The following is a 23,477-nucleotide window of genomic DNA, read 5'->3' on the forward strand; positions in this document are numbered from 1 at the left end:
AACGCCGGGTCAGACGGGGGTCGGGCGCTCCGCCCTAAATCCTTTGCTCCTGCAGGCCGATGACCTCGGCCCGGGACGCCCAGCCCTGGTAGACGCCGAAGTCGAACTCCTCGAGACCGAGCTTCTCCGCGATCGGGGCCCTGCCACCGGTGTACTCCAGCCGCAGCCACTGGCCGTGCTCGCCCACCACGATGAACGGCTGGCCGCGCCACGAGCAGATTGTCCGGATGTAGTAGAGCTCGACGTCGGACGCGGCGACGACCAGCAGCTCCGGCGTGTACAACCGGACAGAAGGCCCGTCCGGGCTCGCCCGATACTCGACGCCCTGATACCGGGCGAAATAACCGTCGCGGCTCATCTGCGCCACCCGTCCACATCGGCGTCGAAGGTCGCCACCAGCTCGCCGCCGATCCGGGTGATCGTCGCCCCGTGCGGCAGCCGGACACTGTCCACCTTGAACTCCGGGATCACGTCGCCCGTCTCGCCGGGCGCGAACCCGCTGCCCCGGAACGGCGCGCGCTCGATCACCCAGCCCTCGATCGCCGCCATCGCCAGCTCGTCCCGCCCGCCGTACGGAATCCGGTACAGATCCTCGCGGTGGGCGGCCCAGGTCAGCAGGAACTCCGAGAACGACCGGCCCAGCGCGCCCTCCAGGGCCCCGAGGCTGCCCAGGTGGGCGATGTCCGGCGCGCGGTAGACGAACCCGGCGACCCGGTCGTAGCCCCGCTCCAGGTAGAAGGTGACCTCGCGGGGGGTCAGCGGCTTGCACAGCACCGTGGGGCGCGGCTCCGGCGGCACGGGCACCGGCATCACGCCGGTCTCGCCCTCGCCGGTCAGCCCGACCTCGGCGGCCCAGCCTGCGAGCTGCACGACCTGCTCCCCCGGGAGGGTCGCGCTGTAGGGGGTGCCGGGATTCAGCGCCAGGGACCAGGCGGGGCTCGGCCACGCGCCGATCAGCCGGGCGAACTTGACCCGCGCGGCCGGCCGGTCGCCCAGCCGCTCCTCGGACGTGTAGACCGCCTGCTGCGGGACGCCCTCGACCAACGCGGGAGCCCAGGGGAAGTCGGGGTCGGTGGGACGCACGTCGAACCTGAGCCCGCTCGGGGCAGGCAGAAGCACCCGGGCCAGCAGCAACGCGGACAGGAAGCCATCGGTGCTGGCTCCTCCGGCGGCGTCGAGCAGCGCGGCCTCGAGATCGTTCGCCGGCGTCACCACACCACCAACTTACCGTCCCGCCGCTACTCTCATCACATGCGATTTTCGGCCCGGCGAGTATCGGCCGATCTCGTCCTTTCCGGGCTACTGCTCGCAATATCGCTCCTACCAGGGCCGGCGTTCGCCGCTCCGGGGCAGCAATGCGCTCAACCCGGGCAAAGCCTTGCCGAGGTCCCGTGGGCGCAGCGGTCACTCGCCCCCGAGCGGGTCTGGCCACTGGCCACTGGGGCCGGGATCACGGTCGCGGTCATCGACTCGGGTGTGGACTCCACCGCCCCGCAACTCGCCGGGCGGGTCGACCCGGGCCGCGACTACCTGTACGGCGGGCCGAACGCCGCCGACGACTGCGTCGGACACGGCACCGGGGTGGCCAGCGTCATCGCCGCCCAGGCGGACCCGCGCACCGGGTTCCGGGGGATCGCGCCCGGCGCGCGGGTGCTGCCGCTGCGGGTCAGCGAGCAGGAGCTGGTCGACGGGGAGACCCAGGGCAGGTCCAGCGCCGCCGGGCTCGTCTCCGCCATCCGGTACGCGGCCGACAGTGGCGCGAGGGTCATCAACCTGTCGCTGACCACCGACGACAGTCCCGGGCTGCGGGCGGCCGTGGAGTACGCCGCGGCCAAGGACGTGCTGCTCGTGGCCGCCGTGGGCAACCGGGAGACCAGCGGCAAGCCGGTGCCCTACCCGGCGGCGTACGACGGGGTGCTCGGGGTCGGCGCCGTCGACAGCGAGGGCCGGCGCTACCCGGACTCGCAGACCGGCCCCTACGTCGACCTGGTCGCGCCGGGGGTCGCCGTGACCGTGGCGGCGCGGGGCTCGGGTCAGGCCACGGTGAACGGGACCAGCTTCGCGACGCCGTTCGTGGCGGGGGCCGCGGCGCTCGTCCGGCAGTACCACCCCGGGCTGAGCGCGGCCCAGGTCGCCCAGCGGCTGATCGCCACGGCGGACCCCGCGCCGGGCGGCCGGCACAGCGACGCCTACGGCTACGGCGTCGTGTCCCCCTACCGCGCGGTCACGGACCTGACCGGCGTCGGCACCCCTCGCGCCGACGCGGCCGTGCCCCCGGTGTCCTACCCGCCCGACCCGCCCGGGCGGGACCGCCGGCAGGACGTCGGCGTGGCACTGGCCGCCGGCGGGGTGGTGGCCGCCGCGACCCTGGCGGCGGTCGCCGCCGTGCTGCCCCGCGCACGCCGCCGCGGCTGGCGCCCGGGCCGCTCGTGACCCGAAACCCGGCCCGGGCGCGGTGTCAGGAGAACAGGCCGGTGTTGGCCTTCTCCGTGCGCAGATACTCCCCCACCGAGGTGTCCACCGCCGACTTGATCGCCGTCAGCATCGTCCGGATGTCGTCGGCCGCCGTGGACCACTTCTGCTGCCGGGCCGCATAGGCCTGCCGGGCGTCGCCGTCCCACGACGCGACGAGCGGGGCCGCGTGCTGGTCGAGCAGCTCCAGGCTCGCGCTGAGCTTGGCGACGGCCGCGGCGATGTCGGCGCTGCCGGCCTGCAACGCCGCGAAGTCGACGACCAGATGGTTGTCCGTCACTGCCCTACTCCTCTACAGCGGAAGGTGCTTGGCGGGGGACACGCGGCTGAGGTCCGCCGCCGCGCCCTGGTCGGTCGTGGCGTAGCTGTGCCCGGAGGTGCGGATCGCAGCGGCCGTCTCCCGCAGCGCGGCGTTGATGGCGACCTGGTCGTCGTGGAACGCGCGCTTGACCTGCTCGAACGAGTGACCGCCCGCCCCCTGCCACTTCTGCCTGAGCGGCTCGAGCTCGTCCATCAAACGGGTGAGCATCTGTTGCAGCTCGCCGTTGACGGACTCGAACTCGCGGGCTGTCCTCTCCATGGTCTGGAGCTCGGCCTCGGTCTTCGCCATGACACTCCCCTCACCGGGACTGATACATCGACGAACTTAGCGACCCCTGTCAAGACGCGCGAACATGTTCCAACAAGCCGAAAATCAGTCAGTGCCCACGACCGGGACCAGCGCGGCGTCCGGGTCCAGCGCGCGGCCGGCCGGCAGGAGCGCGACCAGGCCGGCGGGGAGCCGCACCGGGGTGGCCGAGCCATAGCCCAACATCGCCTGGACGTCGGCGTTCGGGATGGCGTACCGCACGCCCAGGTCGGTGACCAGGGACAGGCCGCCGGGTGGGGCGCCGGGCGCGGACAGGGCGGCGACGAGCGCGCCCCGGCCGGGTTCGACGACGATCCGGTCGGCGAGGACAGTGCCGTCCTTGGACCGCCCGCCGGTATCCGGCGCGTCGTCGCTGCGGGTCACCGGCACGTCCAGGCTGAGCTCCGGTACCCCCGAAGCGTCCTTGAAGGCCGCGCACAGGGCACCGTCGGCCGCCGGGCGGACCGACTTCGGCGTCTCCACCGGGAGCGCGGCCGGGCCGGGTTCCGGGGTGAGCGGCGCGGCCCGGGGCGTGACGGCGTAGTCGGCCGGCGCGATCCGCACGGCTCCGGCGGACGCGAACGGGGTCTCCGGGTCGCCGAGCAGGAGGTCGGCCTGCACCTGGGTGACCGCGGCGAGCCCGTCGGCGACCGCCACGTGGTACTGCCGGCCGCCGCCCTGGGTCTCCACCACCGCGACCTGCCCGGTGCGCAGGTTGCCGGCCTTCGACGGTCCGCCCCGGCCAGGGATGGTGATCCGCGCCAGGTCCTGGCCGGCCGGCAGGGCGTTCAGCCAGGCCGGGGCCGCCTCGACCGGGGCGTCGTTGAAGCCGAGGGCCGGCAGGACGAGCCGGGGGTCGCGGACGGCGTAGCGGTGGCCGTGCCAGATCAGGTAGCCGCGCACGACGATCGCGTTGTCGCCGAGGGGGTGGCCGGGCGGGGGCCCTGCTCCGACGTACACGATGGACTGTGGTTCCTTGGCCGGTCGGGAGCACAGCGTCCAGGCCCCGGGCAGGAGTCTGGGCAGCGTGTCGGGGGCGCCGGGGATGCCGAGGGGCTTGCCGCGCGGCACGCCGCTGATCGACGCCGCGGCCACCGGCACCGGCCTGGCGTCCGCGGACCTGGCCAGCAGCAGCGCTGACGCGTAGTTGGCGACGGGGTGCAGCAGGCCGGCGAGGTAGACGTAGCGGGCGCCGGTCTCGCGCTCGATCACGATCGCGCCCTCGGTCCGCCAACTGGTCTTGCCGCCCGGCGACACCAGTCCGAACAGGCCGATCCCGGCCAGGGCGATGGCGGCCACCATCAGGCTCGCCAGCATCGCCCCGGCGGCCCGCCGAAACGGGGACCGAACGGGATCAGTCTCCCGCATCACCATGGCAGACACGACTCGTTGCAGGACAAACTGGTACGACTGCAACTGGTCGCGCCTCTCAGACATCCCGTCAGGCTATCGGCAGTTGGCGCGCCTCGAATAGCATGGGGCAAACACGACGGGAGGCCGCAGTGACGTCCGTGTCAGCGCCGCCCGGCTATCCGACGAGCACCGGCGGCATCTACGGCGTGCCCACTGTCCATGGTGGCCCCCGGCCGTCCGACGCCGCGGCCGTCGCGCCCCGCCCGCCCCGCCGGCCCGGCATGATCCTCGGCGTCCCCGCCGTGCACCTGCTCGTCTGGCAGCTCGCCGCCGCCGGGGTGCTCGCGGCGCTCGCGGCCGGAAACCTCCTCGTGCTCGTCGTCGCCGGCGTCCTGGCCGCCGTGACCCTGGGGCTCACGGCCGTCCGGATCGAGCGCCGCTGGCTCTACCGCTGGCTCGGCACCTGGCTGCGCTACGTGCTGCGCGACCGCGTCGCCCAGCCGGCCCCGTACGTGGACCCGCGCGCGGCCCTGCTCGAGCACCTGTCCCCGTCCACCCTGGTCACCAGCGTCGACGTCGACGGGGCCGGCGTCGGCGTCGTCGAGCACCTCGCCGGGGTCACGGCGCTGCTGGAGCTCGGCCCGATCGACACCGGCCTCATCGCCGAGAGCCCGGTCACGCTGCCGTCCCCCGCCGCGCTGCTCCCGCCCGCCGATCCGAACGCGCCGCCGCTCACCCTCCAACTGCTGATCCAGGCCGTGCCCGCGCCGGCGTTGACGGTGGGCAGCGGGGTGGTGGCCAGTTCGTACCGGCAGCTGACCGAGGGGCGGATCCCCGCTGTCCGGCGGGCGTGGCTGGCGATCCGGCTCGGCCGCGACGGCGCGACGCACTCCGACGCCGACCTGCGCCAGGCCCTCGGCAGCGCCGCCCGCCGGCTGGTCCACCGGCTCCGCCAGGACGACGTGCTGGCCCGCGCGCTCGACCGCGACGAGGTGCTGACCGCCGTGGGGAGCCTGGCGCACCTGCCGGCGACGAACGCGCCGGTGCGCGGCTCGGCGACTGTCGGCTCCGTCGGGGTGGCCAGCGTCGGTGCCGCCAGCCCCGGGCCGATCGGACAGGAGACCTGGAATGCCTGGTGGAGTGGCGACATCCCCCAGGTGACGGTGAAGCTGCGCCGCTGGGCCGATCCGGGGACCGACGGCGGCAGCCGCCTGCTCAGCGTCGCCCTCGCCTCCCCCTGCCTCGCGACCACGGTGTCCCTGGCGGCCCGCCGGGTCGACGTCCGCCCCGCCGACCTGCCGCCGGGCTCCGAGGCCGAGCTGATCGCCGTCGAGCTGGGCGTGCGCCTCGCGGCCCCGGACCTCGCCCTGCTCGACACCGCCTCGGCCGCGCTCGCCGCCAACATGGGCGCCATCGGTGCCACCGTCGAGCGGCTCGGCGGCGAACAGGCCGCCGGGCTGGCCGCCACCCTCCCGCTCGGAGGGTTCCTGCAGTGACCCTGATCAGCTCGCTCGACCCCCAGCTGGCCAGCGCCACCTCCCTCGACGCCCTCGAACTGCACGGCGGCGGCGCCGGCCTGATGCTCGGCACCAACCGGCACCGCCAGCCGGTCATCGCCCGCGTCTTCCGGCCGGAGCCGACCAGGGGCGTCCTCGTCGGCGGCCTGCGTTGCGCCCAGCTGATCGCCTTCCGGGTCCTGGCGCTCGGTGCGCAGGTCGTCATCCAGAGCGCCCGGCCCGCCGCGTGGCAGCCGTTCACCCACGGGGTGGGCGCGCCCGGCGACGCCGTCGTCTACGCCGCCCCCGGCAGCCCGCTGCCCGCCGCCAGCGCCACCCGTCCCCAGCTCCTGATCCTCGATGTCGGGGCCGGCGTGGGCGAGCTGTCGGAGTCGGCGGCGGCCAACTGGCGGACGACTCTCGCGATCCGCGAGGAGCTGACGGCGTGGGACGTCGACACCCTGGTCCGGGCGCATCTCGTCCTCCTCCAGCCGTTGAGCGAGATCGAGGCGGCGCTGGCGTCGTCGGCGCTCGGGCTGTCCGAGGTCCAGGACTGGCTGCACCGGATCCGGGCGGACATGCTCACGGTCGTCAGTCAGGGGTCGGTGCGCTGGGCGTTGCTGGGGACGACGGCGATCGAGCAGCAGGTGATCGGGGCCCCGAACAGGTTCTGAGGTGGCGGCTCCGCTTCTGAGGTGGCGGCTCCGCGCGGAGCGCTGCCGCGCAGCGGCACGAAGGTGACTGTCAAGATCTGAAACCCCTTTTTCCGGTTACGGTGGTCACCGACCCGGGTTCCAGCGCTCATCCGCCTTGTTCAGCGCGCGTCGGCCGCGACGGCGAGGGGCCGGACCCGGTCGAGCAGCTCGGCGAGGAACTGCCCCGGCTGGCTGAACGCCGCGAAGTGCCCGGCGTCGCGGATCAGCGCCAGCTCCTTGACCGGGGCGTCGACCTCGGCGAAGTACTCCTCCGCCAGGGCGCGCAGGGTCAGCACGTCGTGCTCGCCCTGGAGGACGAAGACCGGGATCTCGAACCGGGTGCCGCCGGCGCGCACGTCGTAGGCCATCCACTGGTTGGGCCCCGGCGCGGAGTCTAGAGCTGGGCGGCGAGGAACGCGTGCCAGTCGGCGACCGGGAAGACGAGCACCGGGCCGAGGGGGTCCTTGCTGTCCCGGACACCGACGACACCAGCGGAAACATGATCGAAGGTGCACTCGACACAGTTGTCGGGGTTGCCATCACTGCGCGCGGCTTTGATGAAATGCGCGGCCGTCATGTCCATCTCGCACCTCCCCATCCGCGTCGACCTGCGGAATCCTCAGGCGTTGCCCAGTCGAGCGACGAGTTTAACTGAGTCGTCCGGATCGAGCGCGTGTTGAGCCAGCCGGCCAAACATCTCGACATAAGCCTCAACGTCACAGGGCTCATCGAAATACACGGAACTGAGGTGATTTGGGACCGCAACCACACCGACATCGAGATCATCCTTGAATCGCAGCACCGAGAATGCCCCACCCGGCGATGGAGGCGTGACTGCGTCAATGGGAAACACCTGCAAGGTGATGCTCGGCAACTCGGCCAACTCCACCATCCGACGAAGTTGTGCACGCATGATCCGATCTCCGCCGACCGGTCGGCGCAACACCACTTCGTCGATAATGAGGTGAAATGTGGGCCCATCGGTGGCGGTCAACAGCGCCTGGCGGGAGATTCTTCGAGCACTGAGCCACTCCGTTTCTGCGACGGTGGCGTCAGGCCTGTGAGATGCCACGACGGCTCGGATGTATTCCGGAATCTGCACGATGCCCGGCACGACACTCGACTCGTAGTTGAGAACAGCCGCCGACTCGGCCCAGCTCCGGATACGCCCCCAGCATGCTGCGCACGGCCCCGCTTCGCGCCATGGCCAGCAGCCAGTCTCGGCGGGGGGACACCACCTTGTAGAGGTCCAGCAGGCGCGCCGCGTCGGAGGGAGTCACGCCTGTCAGGCTGGTTTCGATGCGGCTCAGTTTCGAGCCCGACCAGCCCAGGCGACGGCCGACGGTCTCGATGGTCAGGCCGGAGTCCTCGCGGAGCAGCCGCAGGTGCCGGGCGAGCCGCGCTCTGCGGGGATGCGGAGTGCTGCGTCCATCGCTGACCATGAGTGCATTGTCCGCTGAGGACCGTCCGCGACCGGATAGGCACGCTGGGCTGCAAATCTGCAAGGTAGACATTCAAAATTCGGGATTGTCCGGGTACGTCGTGCCGGGCGAAGCTGGGCGGGCCGAACTCCCCGGCCCGGCGCGGACCCCCAGATCCGCCGGGCCGGGTCGAGCGGGGCGGGCGGCGGAACTTCCCTGATCATGGCCGCCGTCCGCCCCTTCCAGAACGAGGATGGGAGTACACGATGACCGCCGAGGATCTGCCCAGGGTGTTCGCGCTCGACCGGCACATCGACGTGTCCGGGGTGTCGGGGACGGGGCTGGTGGCGTTCGGGACCTGGTACCCGGTCACCGAGAAGGTCACCCTGTCCTGGCTGGGCGAGAACACCGGACATGCCGCCGTCAGCGTGTACGACTCTCTGGCTGTGGTCGCCGCGATCCACTGCCATGGCGGGGCGACCGAGCTGGTCTGGTTGACCGGGGTCACGTGGCCGCGGCGGGACCTTGTCGAATAGGGGACTCCGTGGACCGACGCTGTCGGGTCGGGCCCCACTCGTAACCGTCCAAAGATTTTGATCTTTAGCCGGCGAGGCCTCTGACCAGGGCGTAGAGGCCCAGCACCTGGCAGGCGATCGGCACGACGGAGATCACCAGGGCCACGTCGAGGATGTCGGCGGCACGGCCCAGATACGGGGACGGCGGGCGGCGGCCGTAGACCAGACCCGCGGTGGCCGCGACGCCCGCCACGAGCACGGCCGCCACCGCGACCACCAGCAGACGCGCCCACGGCGGGGCCGCCACGAGCAGGCCGACGCCCAACACGGCCAGGCCGGCGACCCCCGCCCCGAACAGCGGCGACCTGTGCCGGACCGCCGGGAACAGCCTGGCGCGCAACAGATAGGCACAGGACACGGCGCCCACCAGGATCGGCCCCGCCAGGCCGCCCCGGAACACCAGCACCCCGGCGCACGCCGTCGCCACCACCGCTGCGCCCAGCAACAGGCCCGTGAGCAGCTCGTCCGCACGGGCCACCGCCGCGAACACCGTCACCCGGGGCGGCAGGGGCACGGTCGGGTCCACGGCCGCCGCGTTCGCCGGCACCACCGGGACCGGCAGCTTGCCCAACCACATCGACAACAGCGGGAACGCGCTCGTCGCGGCCAGCAACACGCTCGCCACCAGCGCGCACGCGCCGGCGGCCCCGAGCCACAGGCCCAGCAGCGCGCCGAGCAGACCGAGGATGGCCGTCAGGATGCCGGCGGCGAAGACGCGGGGCGCGTCGGCGACTCCGACGTAGCCGGCCACGGCCAGGACCAGGAGGACCGATGAGCCGAGGAGGACGTCGGTGGCGGTGACGGACCTGTTCTCGGCCAGGGCCAGGAATCCGCCGAGGAAGCCGAACGGGAGGCCGTACGCGGCGATGGCCGCGCCGGCGAGGCCGTCGGACAACGCCCGGGACAGGATCGCTCCGGTGAGGACGAGGACCACGCCGATGGTGAGGGCGAACAGGCCTGCGGTCAGCCAGCCGAGGCCCGCGTGGGCGGCTGCGGCGTGGGCCGCGTCGGGGGCGGCCAGACCGGAGGCCAGGATCGACAGCCAGGCCAGGGCCACGGCGATACCGGCCGCCGCCAGGCCGGCGCGGCGGGTCGCGGCGCCCGACCACGCCGGGCCGTGGGCCTTCGCACCCGTCGCGATGGCGTCGATGACGTCGTCGTAGTCGAGTTCCGGCCAGGCCGCGCGGCGCGGGAGCAGGTGCAGGATCTCGCCGTCGCGGACGCCGTTGGCGGTCAGGGTCCGTCCGGCCGTCAGCGGGGTGCCGTCGGACCTGCGGAGAATCCAGCCGCCGTGCGCCTCCCCGTCGTCGGCGATCGCCTCCCCGGCGTGGGCCAGGATCCTGGGCAGCAGCTCGGCCAGAGGGGACTGGTCGGGCAGGGCCACGTCGATCCGGCGGCGGGGGGTCGCGATGGTGACCCGCGCCAGGCCCAAGCCAGTGGTGCTCATGACCCATGACCATACCGGTCGATCCCCGGGCGATCCTCCGTCGATCGGGAGGGCGACGCCCGCCGGTGCCGTGTGGGCCGCTGTCGCGGAAAGTGTGGGCCGGGTTTGCGGAAAGTGTGGGCCAGAACCCAAACCGGACGAGCGGATCCGTCGATCCGCGCCCTAGGGTGGTCGAGTGAGCACCGTCATCGTCAAGCGCCCCCCGCGCAGACCCGGCCCCGAGCTGCCGTCCGGTGACATCGTGCTCAACCCGCCACCGGAACTGCCCCAGGTCATGGGCCGGGCCTGGTCCCAGCTGCTGATGATGCTGCCGATGCTCGCCGGCAGCGGTTCCATGGCGCTGATGTTCATGGGCGGCCGGGGCGGCGGCACCCTGCAATGGATCATGGGTGGCCTGTTCGGGCTGTCCTCCGTCGGCATGCTCGCGACGAGCTTCGCCGGCCAGACAGGGCCGAAGAAGGCCGAGCTGATGGCCCAGCGCCGCGACTACATGCGCTACCTGGGCAAGGTGCGGCGCAAGGTCCGCGCGAACATCGAGGCCCAGCGCACCGCCATGCACCACCGGCACCCCGAGCCGGCGTCGCTGTGGTCCACGGCCGCCAGCCACCGGCTCTGGGAGCGCCGCCCCGCCGACGGCGACTACCTGACGGTCCGGATGGGACTCGGCCCGCAGGAGCTGGCCACCCCGCTGCGTACGGGCCCGTCGAAGGCGCTGGAGGATCTGGAGCCGATGACGGCGCTGGCCCTGCGCCGGTTCATCAGTACGTACCATATCATTCCGGATCTTCCGGTCGCGCTGTCCCTGCGCAGCTTCGCCACGTTGTACGTGCGGGGCGAGCGCGCCGCCAGCATGGACTGGGTCCGGGCCATGCTCGCCCAGATCGCGACCCTGCACGCTCCGGAGGACATCCGGATCGCGGTGTGCGCCGCCAACGACCGCCGCCCCGAGTGGGAACACCTCAAGTGGCTGCCGCACGCGCTGCACCCGCACCGTTGCGACGCCCTCGGTCAGCTCCGGCTCATCGCGCCCGGCATCACGGCCCTGGAGTCGCTGCTCGACGACGTGATCTCCAGCCGCCCCCGGTTCGCCCCGGGCGGCGGCGGCGGCACCGAAGGCCCGCATCTGGTCGTGGTCATCGACGGCGGCGACCTCGCCGGCTCCGACCACCTGATGACCGACGGCGGCGTCGCCGGGGTCACGATCGTGGACCTGTCCAGCCGGCCACCGCGTTCCCTCGACCGGGGCTCGATCGTGTTCGACGTGACGACGGAGAAGCTGGTCAGCACCACGATGGAGGAGAGCTCCTGGATCGGGCGGCCCGACGCGCTCGGCGAGCTGGAGCACGAGGCCCTGTGCCGGCAGCTGTCCCCGCTGCGGCTGTCCCTGCTCGCCGGGGGCGACGACCAGCCGCTGGCCGCCGAGCTGGGGCTCGCGGAGCTGCTGGAGCTCGGCGATCCGTATGAGTTCGACCCGGCGTTCACGTGGGGTCCCCGGCCCAACCGCGACCGGCTCCGGGTGCCGATCGGCGTCGGGCCCGAGGGGCAGCCGGTCGAGCTGGACCTCAAGGAGTCCGCCCAGGACGGCATGGGCCCGCACGGCCTGCTGATCGGCGCGACGGGCTCAGGCAAGTCCGAGCTGCTGCGCACCCTGGTCCTCGCCCTGGCGATCAACCACCCGTCCGAGACGCTGAACTTCGTCCTCGTCGACTTCAAGGGCGGCGCGACGTTCGCGAGCATGGACAAGCTTCCGCACACCAGCGCCGTCATCACGAACCTGGCGGACGAGATGGCGCTCGTCGACCGGATGACCGACGCGCTCAACGGCGAGCTGGTCCGCCGCCAGGAGCTGCTCCGCGACGCCGGCAACTACGCGTCGCAGCGCGACTACGAGAAGGCCCGCGCCGCCGGTGCGCCGTTCGCGCCGCTGCCCAGCCTCCTGATCATCTGCGACGAGTTCGCGGAGCTGCTGACCGCCAAGCCCGACTTCATCGAGATGTTCATCCAGATCGGCCGGGTCGGGCGTTCGCTGGGCGTGCACCTCCTGCTGGCCTCGCAGCGCCTCGAGGAGGGCAAGCTGCGCGGCCTGGACACCCACCTTTCGTACCGGATCGGGCTGCGCACCTTCTCCGCCACCGAGTCCCGGGTGGCGATCGGGGACGCCGCGGCGTTCGAGCTGCCCCGCCAGCCCGGCCACGGATACCTGCGCAACGGGACGGAGCCGCTGGTCAGGCTCAAGGCGGCGTACGTGTCGGGCGTGCACCGCCGCGCCCAGGGCCCGGGGCTCGTCCGGGCCGGGTCCCAGGTCCTCGACTACACCAGCCGGTTCATCGCCCCGGGCGTCGTCGCGCTGGCCCCGGTCGAGGAGCCGGCCGTCGGCGACAGCCTGCTGGACATCCTGGTCCGCAAGATGGAGGGCCGGGGCGCGCCCGCGCACCAGGTGTGGCTGCCGCCGCTCCAGGAACCGCCGACCCTCGACCAGCTGCTCGCCCCGCTCACCGGCGACCCGGAGCGCGGCCTGACCGTGACCGGCCCGGAGCCGCGCGGCGCGCTCCAGGTGCCGATCGGCGTGGTCGACAAGCCCTACGAGCAGCGCCGGGACCTGCTCCGCGCCGACCTGACCGGGCACGTGGCCGTGATCGGCGGCCCGCAGTCGGGCAAGTCCACGATGCTGCGCACCCTGATCGCCGCGACCGCGCTCAGCCACACCCCGACGGAGGCCCAGTTCTACTGCCTCGACTTCGGCGGCGGCGCGCTGGCCGCACTGCGGGACCTGCCGCACGTGGGGGTCGTCGCCGGCCGGCGCGAGGTGGACGTGGTGCGGCGGACCGTCGCCGAGGTGTACACGACGCTGACGGACCGCGAGCGGACCTTCGCCGAGCGCGGGCTGGACTCGGTGGCGGCGTTCCGGCGGACCGGCGGGGCCGACGTGTTCCTCGTCGTGGACGGCTGGGGCACGGTCCGCGGCGAATTCGAGGACCTCGAGGCCACGATCACCGACATCGCGACCCGCGGCCTGTCCTACGGCGTGCACGTCGTGCTCAGCGCCAGCCGGTGGATGGACCTGCGGCCGGCGATCCGCGACCTGCTCGGCACCCGGCTGGAGTTGCGGCTCGGCGACCCGACCGACTCGTACCTCAACCGTCGGCTGGCCGCGAACGTGCCCGTCAAGGCCCCCGGCCGGGGCATCACCCCCGCCGGCCTGCACTTTCTCGGCGCCCTGCCCCGGCTCGACGGCCGGCAGGACGCGTCCGACCTGGCCACCGGCTGCCAGGCGCTGGTCGGGGCCGTGCGGGCCGGCTGGCGGGGGCCGGCAGCGCCGCCCGTCCGACTGCTGCCGTCCTCAGTGCCGTTCCTGTCCGGCCAGGCCGACGGGCTGCGGCTGCCGATCGGCATCGCCGAGGCGGACCTGCGGCCGGTGACCATCGACTTCGGGTCCGAGCCGCACCTGTACCTGTTCGGGGACTCCGAGAGCGGCAAGTCCACGTTCCTGCGGTCGGTGGCCCGGTCCATCGTGGAACGCTACACCCCTGAGCAGGCCCGGATCATCCTCGTCGACTACCGCCGGTCGCTGCTGGGCGCGATCACGACCGACCACCTCATCGGGTACGGGACGAACGCGACCACCGCCCTGGAATACACCTCCTCGGTCGCCGGGTACATGGCCAAGCGGCTCCCCGGCACCGACGTGACCGCCGCCCAGCTCCGCGACCGCAGCTGGTGGACCGGCCCGGAGTGCTTCGTCCTCGTCGACGACTACGACCTGGTCGGCCCCGGCGCCCTCGCCCCGCTCGTGGACTACCTGCCCCAGGCCCGCGACGTGGGGCTGCACCTGATCCTCACCCGCCAGGTCGGCGGCGCGAGCCGCGCGCTGTACGACCCGGTCATCCAGCGGCTCCGCGAGCTGGCGTCCCCCGGGATCGTGCTGTCGGGGAACCGGGACGAGGGGGTGCTGCTCGGCAACGTCCGGCCCGGCCCGCTGCCGCCCGGCCGGGGGTTGCTCGTCACCCGGCGGGGTGGCACCCAACTGGTCCAACTCTCGGAGGCGAGTTGAGATGTCGCAGCTGACGACACTGTTGCGCCGGTCCTGGGTGCTGCGCGCCTTCTTCCGTCGGGCTGCGATCGCCACCAGGATCACCCCGTGGCTGGCCCTGGCCGACCTGTCCCCGGTCCGGTCGGCGATCGAGCCGCTCCTCGCCGGCGCGGACAGCGACGAGGAGCGCCACTATCTGCTGCTCGCCGCGGCCGCCGGCCGGACCACCGAGGAGATCACGGCCTTCGCCGACCGGATCCGCGGCCAGTCGGCCTACTGGCTCGACGGCCACCTCCGGCTCGTCGACCCGGCCGTGCCCGGGACGGTGCCGATCGCGCAGTCCACCCCCACGACCTGCGGTTCCGTCTCGATCCTGATGACCCGAGCCCTCCTCGACCCGGTGTACGCGCTGTCGCTCACCGCCGGCGACGCCCCCTTCGCCGACCGGCTGGCCGAAGAGGAGCGTCGGATCCACGACGCGACCAACCGGCTCTGGCCGCGACGGCTCGGCACGTCGCCGTGGGGCGTGGCCGGGGCGCTGGGCAGGGCGTACGACTGGCGGCTCGTCGACGACACCGACCCGGCCAGCATCCGGGCGGCCCTCCGCGACGCCGTGGCGGCCGTCAGCGCCGGCCACCCGGTCCCGGTGCTGATCGGCGACGGATATCCCCGGCACTACGTGCTCCTGATCGGCCCTGAGCTGACGTTCTACAACCCGTCCGGGGAGGTCGTCCAGGTGGCACCCGAAGCGTTCCTAGCGGGTGATCTTGGCATACTCGGCTTTCGACATGTTCAGGGCATAGTGCTCCCGGCGCGGGTTGACCGGATCCACTAACCTCGAAGGACGGCGGGAGGAGGCGCGCGATGATTCCCAACGAGAGCCCCGACTGGATCGGCAGCTACCAGGCCATCGACGTCGACATCACCTCCCTGCACGACTTCGCCGAGGTGGTCCGGCGCGACCTCGAAGAGAACTTCAAGCAGGCGTGGAACACCGATATCCGGCCGTACTTCGAGCAGGGCGCACAGATGGGCAACTCCTGCTACATCCGCGACCTGCTCAAGGTCCGCGCCTACTACGAGCGGTGCCTGACGAAGATCGACCAGTCGATGGCCAACTTCCACCGGGGCACCGCGGCCATGGCCGCAGCCGCGGACCTGGTCGCCCGGCGCTACCAGGGTGGTGACGTGTTCTCCGCCGAACTGCAGGACCAGGTCCGGCGCGACATCGACACCGCGCTGCCCCCGCCGGGCCCCGCCCCGGTGTCTCCCAGCCCCGTGTCGCCACCCGGCCCCGGAGCGGTGTCCTGACCGTGGGCCGATACGACAACCTCGACGTCGACGACATCCAGCGGATCATGTCGTACGAGCACGCCCAGCCCAACGCCGCGCACTCCGTCGCGTGGTTTCGGCTCACCCAGATCCTCGACCAGCACCGGGCCAACCTCAAGGTCTACACCGACCGCCTCGCCGCGCACTGGGACCCGGCCACCAACGTCGCCGCAGCGGCCTTCCTCTCCCATATCGACGACCTCCGGGCCGCGCTGGACGCCTCCGCACAGGTCACCATGACGAACTCCAACGCCCTGACCGACCTCGCCGGGCACATCACGACCACCCAGCAGCAGCTCGAGAGGATCGCGAAGCTGCACGAGGTCCACAAGGCCGAGGACAAGGAACTGATCAACACCATCAATCCCTGGTATGACGCCCGGGCACCCCAGGACGACGCGCACGCGCGGACGGCGTTGGAGGAGTTCGACCGGGCCAGCTTCGACACGTACATGCGGATGCAACTCCCGCCGGAGTACATCCCCCCGGCTCCCGGCGAGTTCGATCCGAACGACCCGGGCACGGACACCGGTTGGCAGCCGCTGAGCCCGATCGCGCCGCTCGTGACGCCGGTGCCCAGCCACTCCGGGGTCATCGCCGGTCCGGTCACGCAGCCATGGCCCACCCAGCCGGCCGGCCCCGCGCCCGGCGGCCCGGTCGTCGCGGGTTCCGCTGGCGGTCCGGTCATCCAGGGCGGCGCTCCCGTCACCCCCACAGCGGTGACCCCCGGCCCGCCTCTGCCTGGAGGCCCGACCCCGCCCGGTCCGAGCGGGCTGCCGGCGCTCCCCGGCACGCCGCCGATCAATGGGCTACCGACCAACCCCGGCGGGTCGGCTTCGGCCGGGCCGAAGCGGCTTGGCCTTCTGGACAACCTCCCGACCAGGCGCAGCGTCTCGCCCGTCGTCGGCGGCGCGACTACCGAGACCACCACAACCCGGCCGCCGCTGCGTTCCCGCCCGCCGGGCACTGTGCCCTCGATGCTCGGCGAGACCAGCCGGCCACCGGCTCCGGCCCGACCGGTCGAACCCCCTGGACGCGGCCTCAGCGCCCGACCGAACCGTGGCGGGGTGATCGGCCAACCTGCGGATGACAGCTCTGGAGGCTCTCGGACCGGGGCGCGTCACGGGGGCGTCGCGGACCGCGCTGAATACCGGTACAGCGGCGTCTACGAGGACGATTTCCGGGATCGGCGGACCGCGCCTGCGGTAATCGCCGGGCCAGGCGATCCGCGTCCGGTCGAGCCCGGGCCGACCCGACCGGTCCCACCGGTCGAACATCCGGTCGAGCCGGGGCCGACCGGGCCGGTGCCACCGGCCGAGCGTCCTGCTGGCGTGAGCCCCGTCATCGGCGCGCCCGGCCCCGGGCCTGCTGCGGGCCCAGGCCCGGTGTTCGGCACATCCGGTTCGGTGCGTCCGGTGACCTCTGGCGGGGCGATGGGCGCGCCTGACTCCGAACTTTCCGCCGCTTCTCCCGTCCTCCCGTTCCCGACGATCGGCGCTCCCGTGGCGTCCCCTGGGTCGACCGACCCTGGTCCGACCGTCGGAGGACCGCCCGGAGCGCCGTCTCCGTGACCTCCGGCTTCCGGCGTGCTCCGCGTGTTCGCGGCGGGTCCAACGCTCCCTGCCGCCCGCCTTCAGCCCATGCTCGCGGTGAGTCCCCGACTCCAGGCCCTCCGCCATCTGGGCCTGTTCGCGGCGAACGAGTCGTCCGCAGAAGTCGCGGACGGAGTTCACAGGGCCGGGTAGCGGCCCTGCTCGTCGCTGTCCTCGTCGCCGCCGCCGTGCCCAACGTCGCCTGGTCCGACCCGGTCCGCGACGCGCAGTGGTACGTCTCCACGCTGCACCTCGCCGACGTGCACGCCATCGGTCGGGGTTCCGGGATCACGGTCGCGGTCATCGACAGCGGGGTCAACGGCGCCCACCAGGATCTGACCGGCACAGTCCTCCAGGGAGCTGACGCCGACCTGGCCGGCATCGGATGGACGGACGGCGGCGACCACGGCACGGGCGTCGCGTCCCTGATCGCCGGCCACGGCCATGGCGGTTCCGACGGCATCCTCGGCGTCGCGCCGGATGCCCGGATCCTGCCGATCGGGCGGAGCACCTCGGCACTCGACCGGGGCATGCCGAGCACCCGCATCCCGGCGGCGATCGACTACGCGGTCCAACACGGGGCCAAGGTGATCACGCTGGCGTTCGGCGGAGTGGCGTTCGGGGAGCTTGAGGGGGCCGTTCAGCGGGCCCAGGCCGCCGATGTCGTCATCGTCGCCGGCACCGGCAACGTCGGCGACCCCGGCACCGAGGGCATCGGCGGCATCAACTACCCGGCGAAGTACCCGGGTGTCGTCGCCGTGACGGCCACCGGGCGCGACGGTACCGTCGACCCGATCTCGGTCACCGGTGCCGGCGTCGTGCTCGCGGCCCCCGGTGCGGACCTGTACGTCGCGAGTTCGACCGGCGGCTACCGGCGCACCTCCGGCACGAGCCTCGCGACCGGCGTGGTGGCGGGGGCGGTGGCGGTGCTCAGGGCCCGGTTTCCACGGCTGTCGGCGAGGGACACGGTCGCGTTGCTCACGGCGACGGCGGTGGACAGGGGCGCGCCGGGCCGCGCCGCCCAGTACGGTTTCGGCGGGCTCGACCTGCTCGCGGCCCTCCGCAGGGGTCCAGCGGACGGTACTCCGACCGTGCCTGTGTTCAGCGCCGCGCCCTCAGCCTCGCCCGGCGGGGCTCCGGCCGGGCCGTGGACCACTGTGGTCCTGGTCGCGATCGTCGTGGTGCTCGTCGCGTGGGGGGCGCTGGTCGTCCTGGTGCTGCGCCGCCGTCGCCGGGTGATCCCGCCGGGCCCGCCGAGCGACGTTCCCCCGGACATTTTCCACCGTCCGAACTAGATCATTCGGCGTCGATGTCGTGGCCGGGACGTGCCGGACGCGGAGCTGAAACCGTCAGACGACGTTCACGCACGGCGACGATCCGCTGAGGTACAACCCGTCGCCGCTGTACCCGGCGTCCACCTTCAGCACGAAACCGTCCGGCGTCTCGACCACCACGCCGGGCGCCCCGGCCGACCGGTGGTCACGGAGCACCGTGTAGTCCAGCCCCGCCCAGTACCCGAAGAGGGTGTCGAGGACGGCGGCGTGGCCCGCCCTGGGCACCTCCACCAGGGCGTGGTTGTGCTCGACGCTCACCCCGACCTCGCCGGGCGCGGCCCTGACGAGCCCGTCGCACGGCACGGAGGTGAACAGCGCCCGGCGCATCGTCGGCCGGGGGCTCACCTGCCGCACGGCCTCCTCGATGTAGCACTCGATCCGCTCGGCGGCCTGTTCCTCGTTCATCGTGGTCCTTCCGTGGCGACCTCGGCGTAGTGTCCGGTCACGATGTCGGCGATGTTGGCCCGGGCCGGATTGCCCGCGTCCCAGTATTGCGAGTGCGCGTGCCCGCTCAAGCCGGTCGGCACGGTCACGGAACCGAGGTGGTGGCCGAGGACGTCGATCGACACGTGCCCCGTCGTCACGATCGGGTCGCCGGGGGCGCTGGTGAAGACCTGACCCCCGAATCTCCCGGTACTGGGGTTGGTGCCGAACACCAGGTCCGGCTGGGGAGTGACCGGATTCGCCGCATACTGGATCGGGTCGTTCCGCGCCGTCGACGACCAGACGTGCCCGCTGGCGACCCCGAGGTCCCCGGCGTGATCCACCCCGACCCCGGGACTGCCCACGAAGATCAGGTCGTCGGCGAGCCCGGGGTGCTCCCTGGCCGCGAACCCGACAGCGGTGGAGCCGTAGCTGTGCCCGATGATCGAGGCGTGCGACGGGACCCCGTCATGGGTGACCCGCAACCCGGACTGGAACCGGCTCAGATCCTCCTCGGCCCCCGACGCGTACCCGCCGCTCGTCGCCGCGACCAGGTTGTCCGGCGCGTCGTAGCCGAGCCACAGGATCGCCGCCGTGCGCCTCGTCGGGTCCAGCTTGTTGGCGTCGAACGCCATCCGGTCGACCCGCGCCACGTCACCGGCCACCGTGGACAGGTCGGTCCCGGTACCCGGCAGGTAGGTCAGCACGTTGTCCGCCGCGTCCGGGTTGCCGACCGCCAGGACGGCCAGGCCGTCGCGGTCGGTGTCGATCCCGAGCAGATACCCGCGCTGCTCGGACCCTTCCGCCCCGCGCGGAGCGTCGACCAGCCGGTCGTTGATCGCGTCGAGGCCACCGAGCGTGCGCCGGATGGCCCCGAGTTCTCGCTGCTCCGCCCCGGACAGTGACCGGCGGGCCTCCAGATCCGCCCGCCGCGCGCCCAGCGTCTCCCGGCGCTGCTCCAGGACGAGCCGGTTGGCCAGGTCGCGGTCACCGGCCGGCACCCCGTCGAGCCAGCCGACCAGCTCCGGATGCCGGGTGATCAGGAACCGCCGCTCGCCGTCCGACAGGCCCCGCCACCACTCCCGGACGGCCGCCGGGCTCGACCCGCGCCCGGGCACGGCCGCCAACGGCACCCCGGTCACGGCGGTGCCGCTCCCGGGCGCCAACCCGGCCAGGCCCCGGGCGGTGTGACCGTCGGTGTCCGCCGCCAGCCGCAGCGCCGCCTCGAACTCCCGCACCAGCCCCGCCACCCGGGCCGGCTCGACGACCCCGGTCGGAGTGATCGTGCCGTCCTCGCCGACCGTGGCCGGCAGAGCCCGGGCCCGTTCCAGGGCGGAGTGCAGCATGCCGCGCGCCTTGAGGACCTGCTCGTGGTGGGCGTCCAGCAGGATGGCGATCCGGCGCAGCGGAACCTGGTCGTCCTCGACGTCCCTGCGGAACCGGTCCAGGAACCGGCGGGCGGCGGCACCGGCCCCGCCCTCCCAGCCCTCCAGCGGCCTGGTGTCCCGGATCAGGTCGTCGGCCCGGCTCTCCGTCGCCGCGGCCAGGGCCGTCCACGCCGCGGCCGCGGTGGCGAACAGCGCCGGGTCGGCATCCCGGAGCTGCGCGAACGTGACCACTAGCCCGGCCCGAACCGGCAGGCCACGCCGTGGTCCGTCCCGTCATACCCGTCGGCGGCGCGGGTCAGCCGGGCGCCGGCGTCGACCGCCCGGCCCCGGAGCATCTCCGCGTGCCCGCCCCAGGCCTCGACGACGGCGTGCAGCGCCGCGGCGGCGGCCCAACCCGGCTGGTCCGCCGGACACAGCTCGGCCCTGACCCCATCGAAGTGGGTCACGATCCGGCCGCCGGTCGCCGCGACGTCCACGGCGACGCTCCGCAACGCGTGGGTGTCCACTCGCAATTGTGGTTCGGCCATGGCCGAGGGTACTGACTAGGCGCAATCCCCCGTGTTGGTCGCCGCCGTCCGGGCCTTGCCGTCGCCGGCGACACTGGCCGCCTCGGCGGCGGTCACCGCGAAACCGGTGGTCTCGTCGTCGGCCGCCGCGGCGAAGATGACCCCGTAGACCGCGCCGGCCGGCGAGATCAGCGGGCCGCCGGAGTTGCCGCTGCGCACCTCGGACCGGATCGTGTACACCTCGCGGACCACGGTGCCCGAGTTGTAGATGTCCGGCCCCTTGATCTGCCGGGAGTCACGGATCCTGGCGGCCTTCGCCGTGTACGGCCCGTCCAGCGGGTAGCCCAGCACGATCGCGTCCTGGTTGCTCTGCGCCGGAGCGGTGGCCCAGGGCAGCGCCGGGGCGGTCAGGCCGGGCACGTAGATGACGGCGAGGTCCTTCATCGGGTCGTAGGCCACGACGGTGCCGGCCCGCTTCGTACCCCCCGCATCGATCTGGATCTTTCTGGTGCCCGCCACGACGTGCGCGTTGGTCATCACGTGCTCCGGCGCGTAGACGAAGCCGGAGCCCTCGATCCGCCGCGAGCAGCTCGGGGCGTCGCCGAGGACCTTCACGACGGACGCGTGCACCCGGCGCACCGCGTCCGACCCGGCCAACGCGCCGTCGGGCTCCCCCACACTGGGAACGTTGGTAGGCGCCAGCCCACCGAACACCTCGGGGAAGCCGTTGGTGTTGACCGTGTCCCGCAGCTCCTTGTAGATGCCCTTGATCGGGTCGGGCATCACGGCGTTGACCGTGCTCACGATGCTGCTGTTCCGGATGGCGCTCGACAGGCCCGGCACCGAGGACGACGCCAGCGGGGCCGTCACCATCCACGCGACGAGCAGCACGGCGACGATCGAGACCAGCGCGCCGCCGATGTCGTCGAGCACCTGCGCCCCGCTGTCGCGGATGCCCTGCCGCAGCCGGCTGCCGAGCCACGCGCACAGCGCCTGGAGCAGCAGCGCGATCGCGAAGATCACCGAGAGGGCCGCGAGGACCCGGATCGTGGGGCTGTCGAAGTAGACCGCGATGGACGGGGCCACCTGCAGGCCCAGCAGGGCGCCGCCGAAGAAGCCGACGAAGGACAGGATCCCGATCACGAAACCCTGCCGGTAGCCGTTGATCGCGAAGAGCAGGGCGAGGACGACGAGGATGATGTCGACAAGGTGGCCGGGCATGACGCCAGGCTATCTCAGCTCGGCAATCCGATCCTGATCCCACGGAACGGACCATTGCGCGATATCCAGGAGCACTGACAACACTCCGGCCGTGAAACCCCATACCTGCATGTCCGCGACCTCGAAGGCCGGCGAGACGTACCCGCTGGAGTGCCGGACCCGGATCCGGTTGGCCGGGTCGACCAGGTCGGCGATCGGCACCCGGACCACCCGGGCCACCTCGCCGGCGTCGACCGGGCCCACCGGGTGCGGCGAGTGCCACCAGGCGAGCACCGGGGTGACGATGTAGTCGCTGACCGGAATCCACAGGTCGGGCAGGGTGGTGAGGACCTGGACGCTCGCCGGGTCCAGGCCGACCTCCTCCTCGGCCTCGCGGAGCGCCGTGACCGCAGGGTCGTCCTCGCCCTCGTCGGCGGCGCCGCCGGGGAAGGCCGGCTGGCCGGCGTGGTTGCGCAGGGTCGCGGCGCGCTCGAGGAGCAGCACGTCGGCGGCAGGGGCGAAGTCCCCGGTCGTCGGGCTCGTGCCGAGCAGGATCAGCACCGCACTGCGCCGCCCCCCGGACTCCGGCGGCGCGAACCGGGTGAAGTCCGCCGTGGTGGACTCGTTGATCCGCTCCACGATCGGCGGCAGCCAGTCGGGCAGGTCGGTCACAGGTGCTCCTTGACGAGCGTGCCCAGCGTCGCGTCGTCCAGCGCCGGTCCGCTGTAGGTGTGGGTCACGTGGCCGCTGGGGTCCCCGGCCGGCCGCCCGGCCTCGCGCCGCGCCGCTCCCGGTCTCACAGCTCGATGCCCGCCCGCTCGGCGATCTGCGCGACCCGGTCCCCCTTCAGCAGCCGCACGGCCGCCTCCGGTTCCGTCGGTCCCACCCCGTACGACGGGCACAGCGGCGCCAGCGAGCACGCCCCGCACGCCGGCTTCCGCGCGATGCACACCCGACGCCCGTGGAAGATGATCCGGTGCGACAGCATCGTCCAGTCCCGACGGTCGATCAGCGCGGCGACCTCGTGTTCGATCTTCACCGGGTCGGTGGACGTGGTCCATCCGAACCGGGTGGCGAGCCGCTGGAAGTGGGTGTCGATGGTCAGCCCCGGCACCCCGAATCCGTCGCCGAGCACGACGTTCGCGGTCTTGCGCCCGACCCCGGGCAGCGAGACCAGCTCGGCCATCGTCCCGGGCACCTCGCCGCCGAACCGGTCGACGAGCCCCTGGCCGAGCCCGATCAGCGAGGTGGCCTTGTTCCGGAAGAAGCCGGTGGGCCGGATGATCTCCTCCAGCTCGGCGCGGTTCGCGCTGGCGTAGTCCTCGGCCGTCCGGTACTTCGCGAACAGCGCCGGGGTGGTCAGGTTGACCCGCACGTCGGTGCACTGGGCGGACAGGATCACCGCGACGGTCAGTTCCAGGACGTTGGTGAAGTCGAGCTCGCACACCGCGTCGGGATGCAGCGCGGCCAGCTCCCGGCTGATCTTCCTGGCGCGTCGTTTGAGCGCGAGCGGGGTCTCCACCGGAGCGGAGGCCGGGACGTGCGAGGGTCGGCGCCGCCGCCGGACGGGCGAGTCTGTCACAAC

At 72.9% G+C, this 23,477-nt stretch carries 26 protein-coding genes; 9 read left to right on the forward strand and 17 right to left on the reverse strand.

Annotated features, from left to right (window positions below; all coding sequences use genetic code 11):
- Nucleotides 1–34: 34 nt before the first annotated feature.
- Both IW245_RS27205 and IW245_RS27210 read right to left on the reverse strand, forming a co-directional pair.
- Nucleotides 35–358, reverse strand: a complete 324-nt coding sequence (locus IW245_RS27205; RefSeq protein WP_197006001.1) for a hypothetical protein — start codon at nucleotides 356–358, stop codon at nucleotides 35–37.
- Nucleotides 355–1,215: an SseB family protein gene (locus IW245_RS27210; RefSeq protein WP_197006002.1), complete on the reverse strand. Its 861-nt coding sequence runs from the start codon at nucleotides 1,213–1,215 to the stop codon at nucleotides 355–357. The genes IW245_RS27205 and IW245_RS27210 overlap by 4 nt, the downstream gene beginning before the upstream one ends.
- A 36-nt stretch (nucleotides 1,216–1,251) precedes the next feature.
- On the opposite strand from IW245_RS27210, the gene mycP reads away from it, so the two are divergent.
- Nucleotides 1,252–2,433, forward strand: a complete 1,182-nt coding sequence (gene mycP / locus IW245_RS27215; protein ID WP_197006003.1) for a type VII secretion-associated serine protease mycosin — start codon at nucleotides 1,252–1,254, stop codon at nucleotides 2,431–2,433.
- Between the two features lie 25 nt (nucleotides 2,434–2,458).
- Here the strand turns inward: mycP and IW245_RS27220 are convergent, their stop codons facing one another.
- The 3 genes from IW245_RS27220 to eccB form a co-directional block, all read right to left on the reverse strand.
- Nucleotides 2,459–2,752, reverse strand: a complete 294-nt coding sequence (locus tag IW245_RS27220) for a WXG100 family type VII secretion target (protein WP_197006004.1) — start codon at nucleotides 2,750–2,752, stop codon at nucleotides 2,459–2,461.
- 12 nt (nucleotides 2,753–2,764) lie between these two features.
- Nucleotides 2,765–3,082: a WXG100 family type VII secretion target gene (locus IW245_RS27225; protein WP_197006005.1), complete on the reverse strand. Its 318-nt coding sequence runs from the start codon at nucleotides 3,080–3,082 to the stop codon at nucleotides 2,765–2,767.
- 84 nt (nucleotides 3,083–3,166) lie between these two features.
- Nucleotides 3,167–4,537 (reverse strand): type VII secretion protein EccB, encoded by a 1,371-nt coding sequence (gene eccB / locus IW245_RS27230; protein ID WP_197006006.1) that lies wholly within the window; start codon nucleotides 4,535–4,537, stop codon nucleotides 3,167–3,169.
- A 65-nt stretch (nucleotides 4,538–4,602) separates the two neighbouring features.
- Between eccB and eccE the strand changes: the two genes are divergently transcribed.
- Nucleotides 4,603–5,949, forward strand: a complete 1,347-nt coding sequence (gene eccE / locus IW245_RS27235) for a type VII secretion protein EccE (protein ID WP_197006007.1) — start codon at nucleotides 4,603–4,605, stop codon at nucleotides 5,947–5,949.
- Nucleotides 5,946–6,623: a hypothetical protein gene (locus IW245_RS27240; RefSeq protein ID WP_197006008.1), complete on the forward strand. Its 678-nt coding sequence runs from the start codon at nucleotides 5,946–5,948 to the stop codon at nucleotides 6,621–6,623. The genes eccE and IW245_RS27240 overlap by 4 nt, the downstream gene beginning before the upstream one ends.
- 140 nt (nucleotides 6,624–6,763) lie before the next feature.
- On the opposite strand, the gene IW245_RS27245 is transcribed toward IW245_RS27240, so the two are convergent.
- The 4 genes from IW245_RS27245 to IW245_RS27260 are packed head-to-tail and all read right to left on the reverse strand — an operon-like array spanning nucleotide 6,764 to nucleotide 8,086.
- Nucleotides 6,764–7,012, reverse strand: a complete 249-nt coding sequence (locus IW245_RS27245; protein WP_197006009.1) for an alpha/beta fold hydrolase — start codon at nucleotides 7,010–7,012, stop codon at nucleotides 6,764–6,766.
- A 26-nt stretch (nucleotides 7,013–7,038) separates the two neighbouring features.
- Nucleotides 7,039–7,221, reverse strand: coding sequence for a DUF397 domain-containing protein (locus tag IW245_RS27250; RefSeq protein ID WP_372445255.1), 183 nt, complete (start codon nucleotides 7,219–7,221; stop codon nucleotides 7,039–7,041).
- A gap of 42 nt (nucleotides 7,222–7,263) precedes the next feature.
- Nucleotides 7,264–7,758, reverse strand: a complete 495-nt coding sequence (locus IW245_RS27255; RefSeq protein WP_197006011.1) for a DUF5753 domain-containing protein — start codon at nucleotides 7,756–7,758, stop codon at nucleotides 7,264–7,266.
- The gene (locus tag IW245_RS27260; RefSeq protein WP_197006012.1) at nucleotides 7,697–8,086 is read right to left on the reverse strand and encodes a helix-turn-helix domain-containing protein; all 390 of its coding nucleotides are present in this window, start codon (nucleotides 8,084–8,086) and stop codon (nucleotides 7,697–7,699) included. Before IW245_RS27260 ends, IW245_RS27255 begins: the two co-directional genes overlap by 62 nt.
- Nucleotides 8,087–8,331: 245 nt before the next feature.
- Between IW245_RS27260 and IW245_RS27265 the strand changes: the two genes are divergently transcribed.
- Nucleotides 8,332–8,601 (forward strand): hypothetical protein, encoded by a 270-nt coding sequence (locus IW245_RS27265; protein ID WP_197006013.1) that lies wholly within the window; start codon nucleotides 8,332–8,334, stop codon nucleotides 8,599–8,601.
- 64 nt (nucleotides 8,602–8,665) lie between these two features.
- Here IW245_RS27265 and eccD read toward each other — a convergent pair whose 3' ends face one another.
- Nucleotides 8,666–10,087, reverse strand: a complete 1,422-nt coding sequence (gene eccD / locus IW245_RS27270) for a type VII secretion integral membrane protein EccD (protein ID WP_197006014.1) — start codon at nucleotides 10,085–10,087, stop codon at nucleotides 8,666–8,668.
- A 175-nt stretch (nucleotides 10,088–10,262) separates the two neighbouring features.
- Here eccD and eccCa point away from each other — a divergent pair, with 175 nt between their 5' ends.
- The 5 genes from eccCa (at nucleotide 10,263) to IW245_RS27295 (ending at nucleotide 18,336) form a co-directional block, all read left to right on the forward strand.
- Nucleotides 10,263–14,138, forward strand: a complete 3,876-nt coding sequence (eccCa, locus tag IW245_RS27275; RefSeq protein ID WP_197006015.1) for a type VII secretion protein EccCa — start codon at nucleotides 10,263–10,265, stop codon at nucleotides 14,136–14,138.
- Nucleotide 14,139: 1 nt separating this feature from the next.
- Nucleotides 14,140–14,952 (forward strand): hypothetical protein, encoded by an 813-nt coding sequence (locus IW245_RS27280; protein WP_197006016.1) that lies wholly within the window; start codon nucleotides 14,140–14,142, stop codon nucleotides 14,950–14,952.
- 29 nt (nucleotides 14,953–14,981) lie between these two features.
- Nucleotides 14,982–15,428 carry a hypothetical protein gene (locus IW245_RS27285; RefSeq protein ID WP_197006017.1) on the forward strand — a complete coding sequence of 149 codons (447 nt, stop codon included), beginning with the start codon at nucleotides 14,982–14,984 and terminating at the stop codon, nucleotides 15,426–15,428.
- A gap of 2 nt (nucleotides 15,429–15,430) precedes the next feature.
- Nucleotides 15,431–17,020: a hypothetical protein gene (locus IW245_RS27290; RefSeq protein ID WP_197006018.1), complete on the forward strand. Its 1,590-nt coding sequence runs from the start codon at nucleotides 15,431–15,433 to the stop codon at nucleotides 17,018–17,020.
- 209 nt (nucleotides 17,021–17,229) lie between these two features.
- Nucleotides 17,230–18,336, forward strand: a complete 1,107-nt coding sequence (locus tag IW245_RS27295; protein WP_197006019.1) for a S8 family serine peptidase — start codon at nucleotides 17,230–17,232, stop codon at nucleotides 18,334–18,336.
- Between the two features lie 54 nt (nucleotides 18,337–18,390).
- Here IW245_RS27295 and IW245_RS27300 read toward each other — a convergent pair whose 3' ends face one another.
- Genes IW245_RS27300 through nth form a run of 7 tightly spaced genes read right to left on the reverse strand, consistent with a single transcriptional unit; the run spans nucleotide 18,391 to nucleotide 23,414 of the window.
- On the reverse strand, nucleotides 18,391–18,780 hold the full coding sequence (locus IW245_RS27300) for a hypothetical protein (protein ID WP_197006020.1): 390 nt from the start codon (nucleotides 18,778–18,780) through the stop codon (nucleotides 18,391–18,393).
- A complete protein-coding gene (locus tag IW245_RS27305; RefSeq protein ID WP_197006021.1) occupies nucleotides 18,777–20,417 on the reverse strand; it encodes an alpha/beta hydrolase in 1,641 nt (546 codons plus the stop codon). Before IW245_RS27305 ends, IW245_RS27300 begins: the two co-directional genes overlap by 4 nt.
- Nucleotides 20,417–20,713 carry a type VII secretion target gene (locus IW245_RS27310; protein ID WP_197006022.1) on the reverse strand — a complete coding sequence of 99 codons (297 nt, stop codon included), beginning with the start codon at nucleotides 20,711–20,713 and terminating at the stop codon, nucleotides 20,417–20,419. The genes IW245_RS27305 and IW245_RS27310 overlap by 1 nt, the downstream gene beginning before the upstream one ends.
- Nucleotides 20,714–20,728: 15 nt before the next feature.
- Nucleotides 20,729–21,913 carry a MarP family serine protease gene (locus IW245_RS27315; RefSeq protein WP_197006023.1) on the reverse strand — a complete coding sequence of 395 codons (1,185 nt, stop codon included), beginning with the start codon at nucleotides 21,911–21,913 and terminating at the stop codon, nucleotides 20,729–20,731.
- A gap of 9 nt (nucleotides 21,914–21,922) precedes the next feature.
- Complete coding sequence (locus IW245_RS27320; RefSeq protein WP_197006024.1) at nucleotides 21,923–22,564, reverse strand: NUDIX hydrolase; 642 nt, start codon at nucleotides 22,562–22,564, stop codon at nucleotides 21,923–21,925.
- Complete coding sequence (locus tag IW245_RS41795; protein ID WP_267920027.1) at nucleotides 22,561–22,692, reverse strand: hypothetical protein; 132 nt, start codon at nucleotides 22,690–22,692, stop codon at nucleotides 22,561–22,563. The genes IW245_RS27320 and IW245_RS41795 overlap by 4 nt, the downstream gene beginning before the upstream one ends.
- Nucleotides 22,689–23,414, reverse strand: coding sequence for an endonuclease III (gene nth / locus IW245_RS27325; protein WP_233472949.1), 726 nt, complete (start codon nucleotides 23,412–23,414; stop codon nucleotides 22,689–22,691). The genes IW245_RS41795 and nth overlap by 4 nt, the downstream gene beginning before the upstream one ends.
- Nucleotides 23,415–23,477 lie beyond the last annotated feature (63 nt).

The sequence above is a fragment of the Longispora fulva genome (genome assembly GCF_015751905.1).
Lineage (GTDB): Bacteria > Actinomycetota > Actinomycetes > Mycobacteriales > Micromonosporaceae > Longispora > Longispora fulva.

Coding starts and splice junctions, on each gene's coding strand:
- IW245_RS27205 (WP_197006001.1), bottom strand. CDS start 358: ATGAGCCGCGACGGTTATTTCGCCCGGTATCAGGGCGTCGAGTATCGG.
- mycP (WP_197006003.1), top strand. CDS start 1,252: ATGCGATTTTCGGCCCGGCGAGTATCGGCCGATCTCGTCCTTTCCGGG.
- IW245_RS27225 (WP_197006005.1), bottom strand. CDS start 3,082: ATGGCGAAGACCGAGGCCGAGCTCCAGACCATGGAGAGGACAGCCCGC.
- eccB (WP_197006006.1), bottom strand. CDS start 4,537: ATGTCTGAGAGGCGCGACCAGTTGCAGTCGTACCAGTTTGTCCTGCAA.
- IW245_RS27245 (WP_197006009.1), bottom strand. CDS start 7,012: ATGGCCTACGACGTGCGCGCCGGCGGCACCCGGTTCGAGATCCCGGTC.
- IW245_RS27250 (WP_372445255.1), bottom strand. CDS start 7,221: ATGACGGCCGCGCATTTCATCAAAGCCGCGCGCAGTGATGGCAACCCC.
- IW245_RS27260 (WP_197006012.1), bottom strand. CDS start 8,086: ATGGTCAGCGATGGACGCAGCACTCCGCATCCCCGCAGAGCGCGGCTC.
- IW245_RS27265 (WP_197006013.1), top strand. CDS start 8,332: ATGACCGCCGAGGATCTGCCCAGGGTGTTCGCGCTCGACCGGCACATC.
- eccD (WP_197006014.1), bottom strand. CDS start 10,087: ATGAGCACCACTGGCTTGGGCCTGGCGCGGGTCACCATCGCGACCCCC.
- IW245_RS27280 (WP_197006016.1), top strand. CDS start 14,140: ATGTCGCAGCTGACGACACTGTTGCGCCGGTCCTGGGTGCTGCGCGCC.
- IW245_RS27285 (WP_197006017.1), top strand. CDS start 14,982: ATGATTCCCAACGAGAGCCCCGACTGGATCGGCAGCTACCAGGCCATC.
- IW245_RS27300 (WP_197006020.1), bottom strand. CDS start 18,780: ATGAACGAGGAACAGGCCGCCGAGCGGATCGAGTGCTACATCGAGGAG.
- IW245_RS27310 (WP_197006022.1), bottom strand. CDS start 20,713: ATGGCCGAACCACAATTGCGAGTGGACACCCACGCGTTGCGGAGCGTC.
- IW245_RS27315 (WP_197006023.1), bottom strand. CDS start 21,913: ATGCCCGGCCACCTTGTCGACATCATCCTCGTCGTCCTCGCCCTGCTC.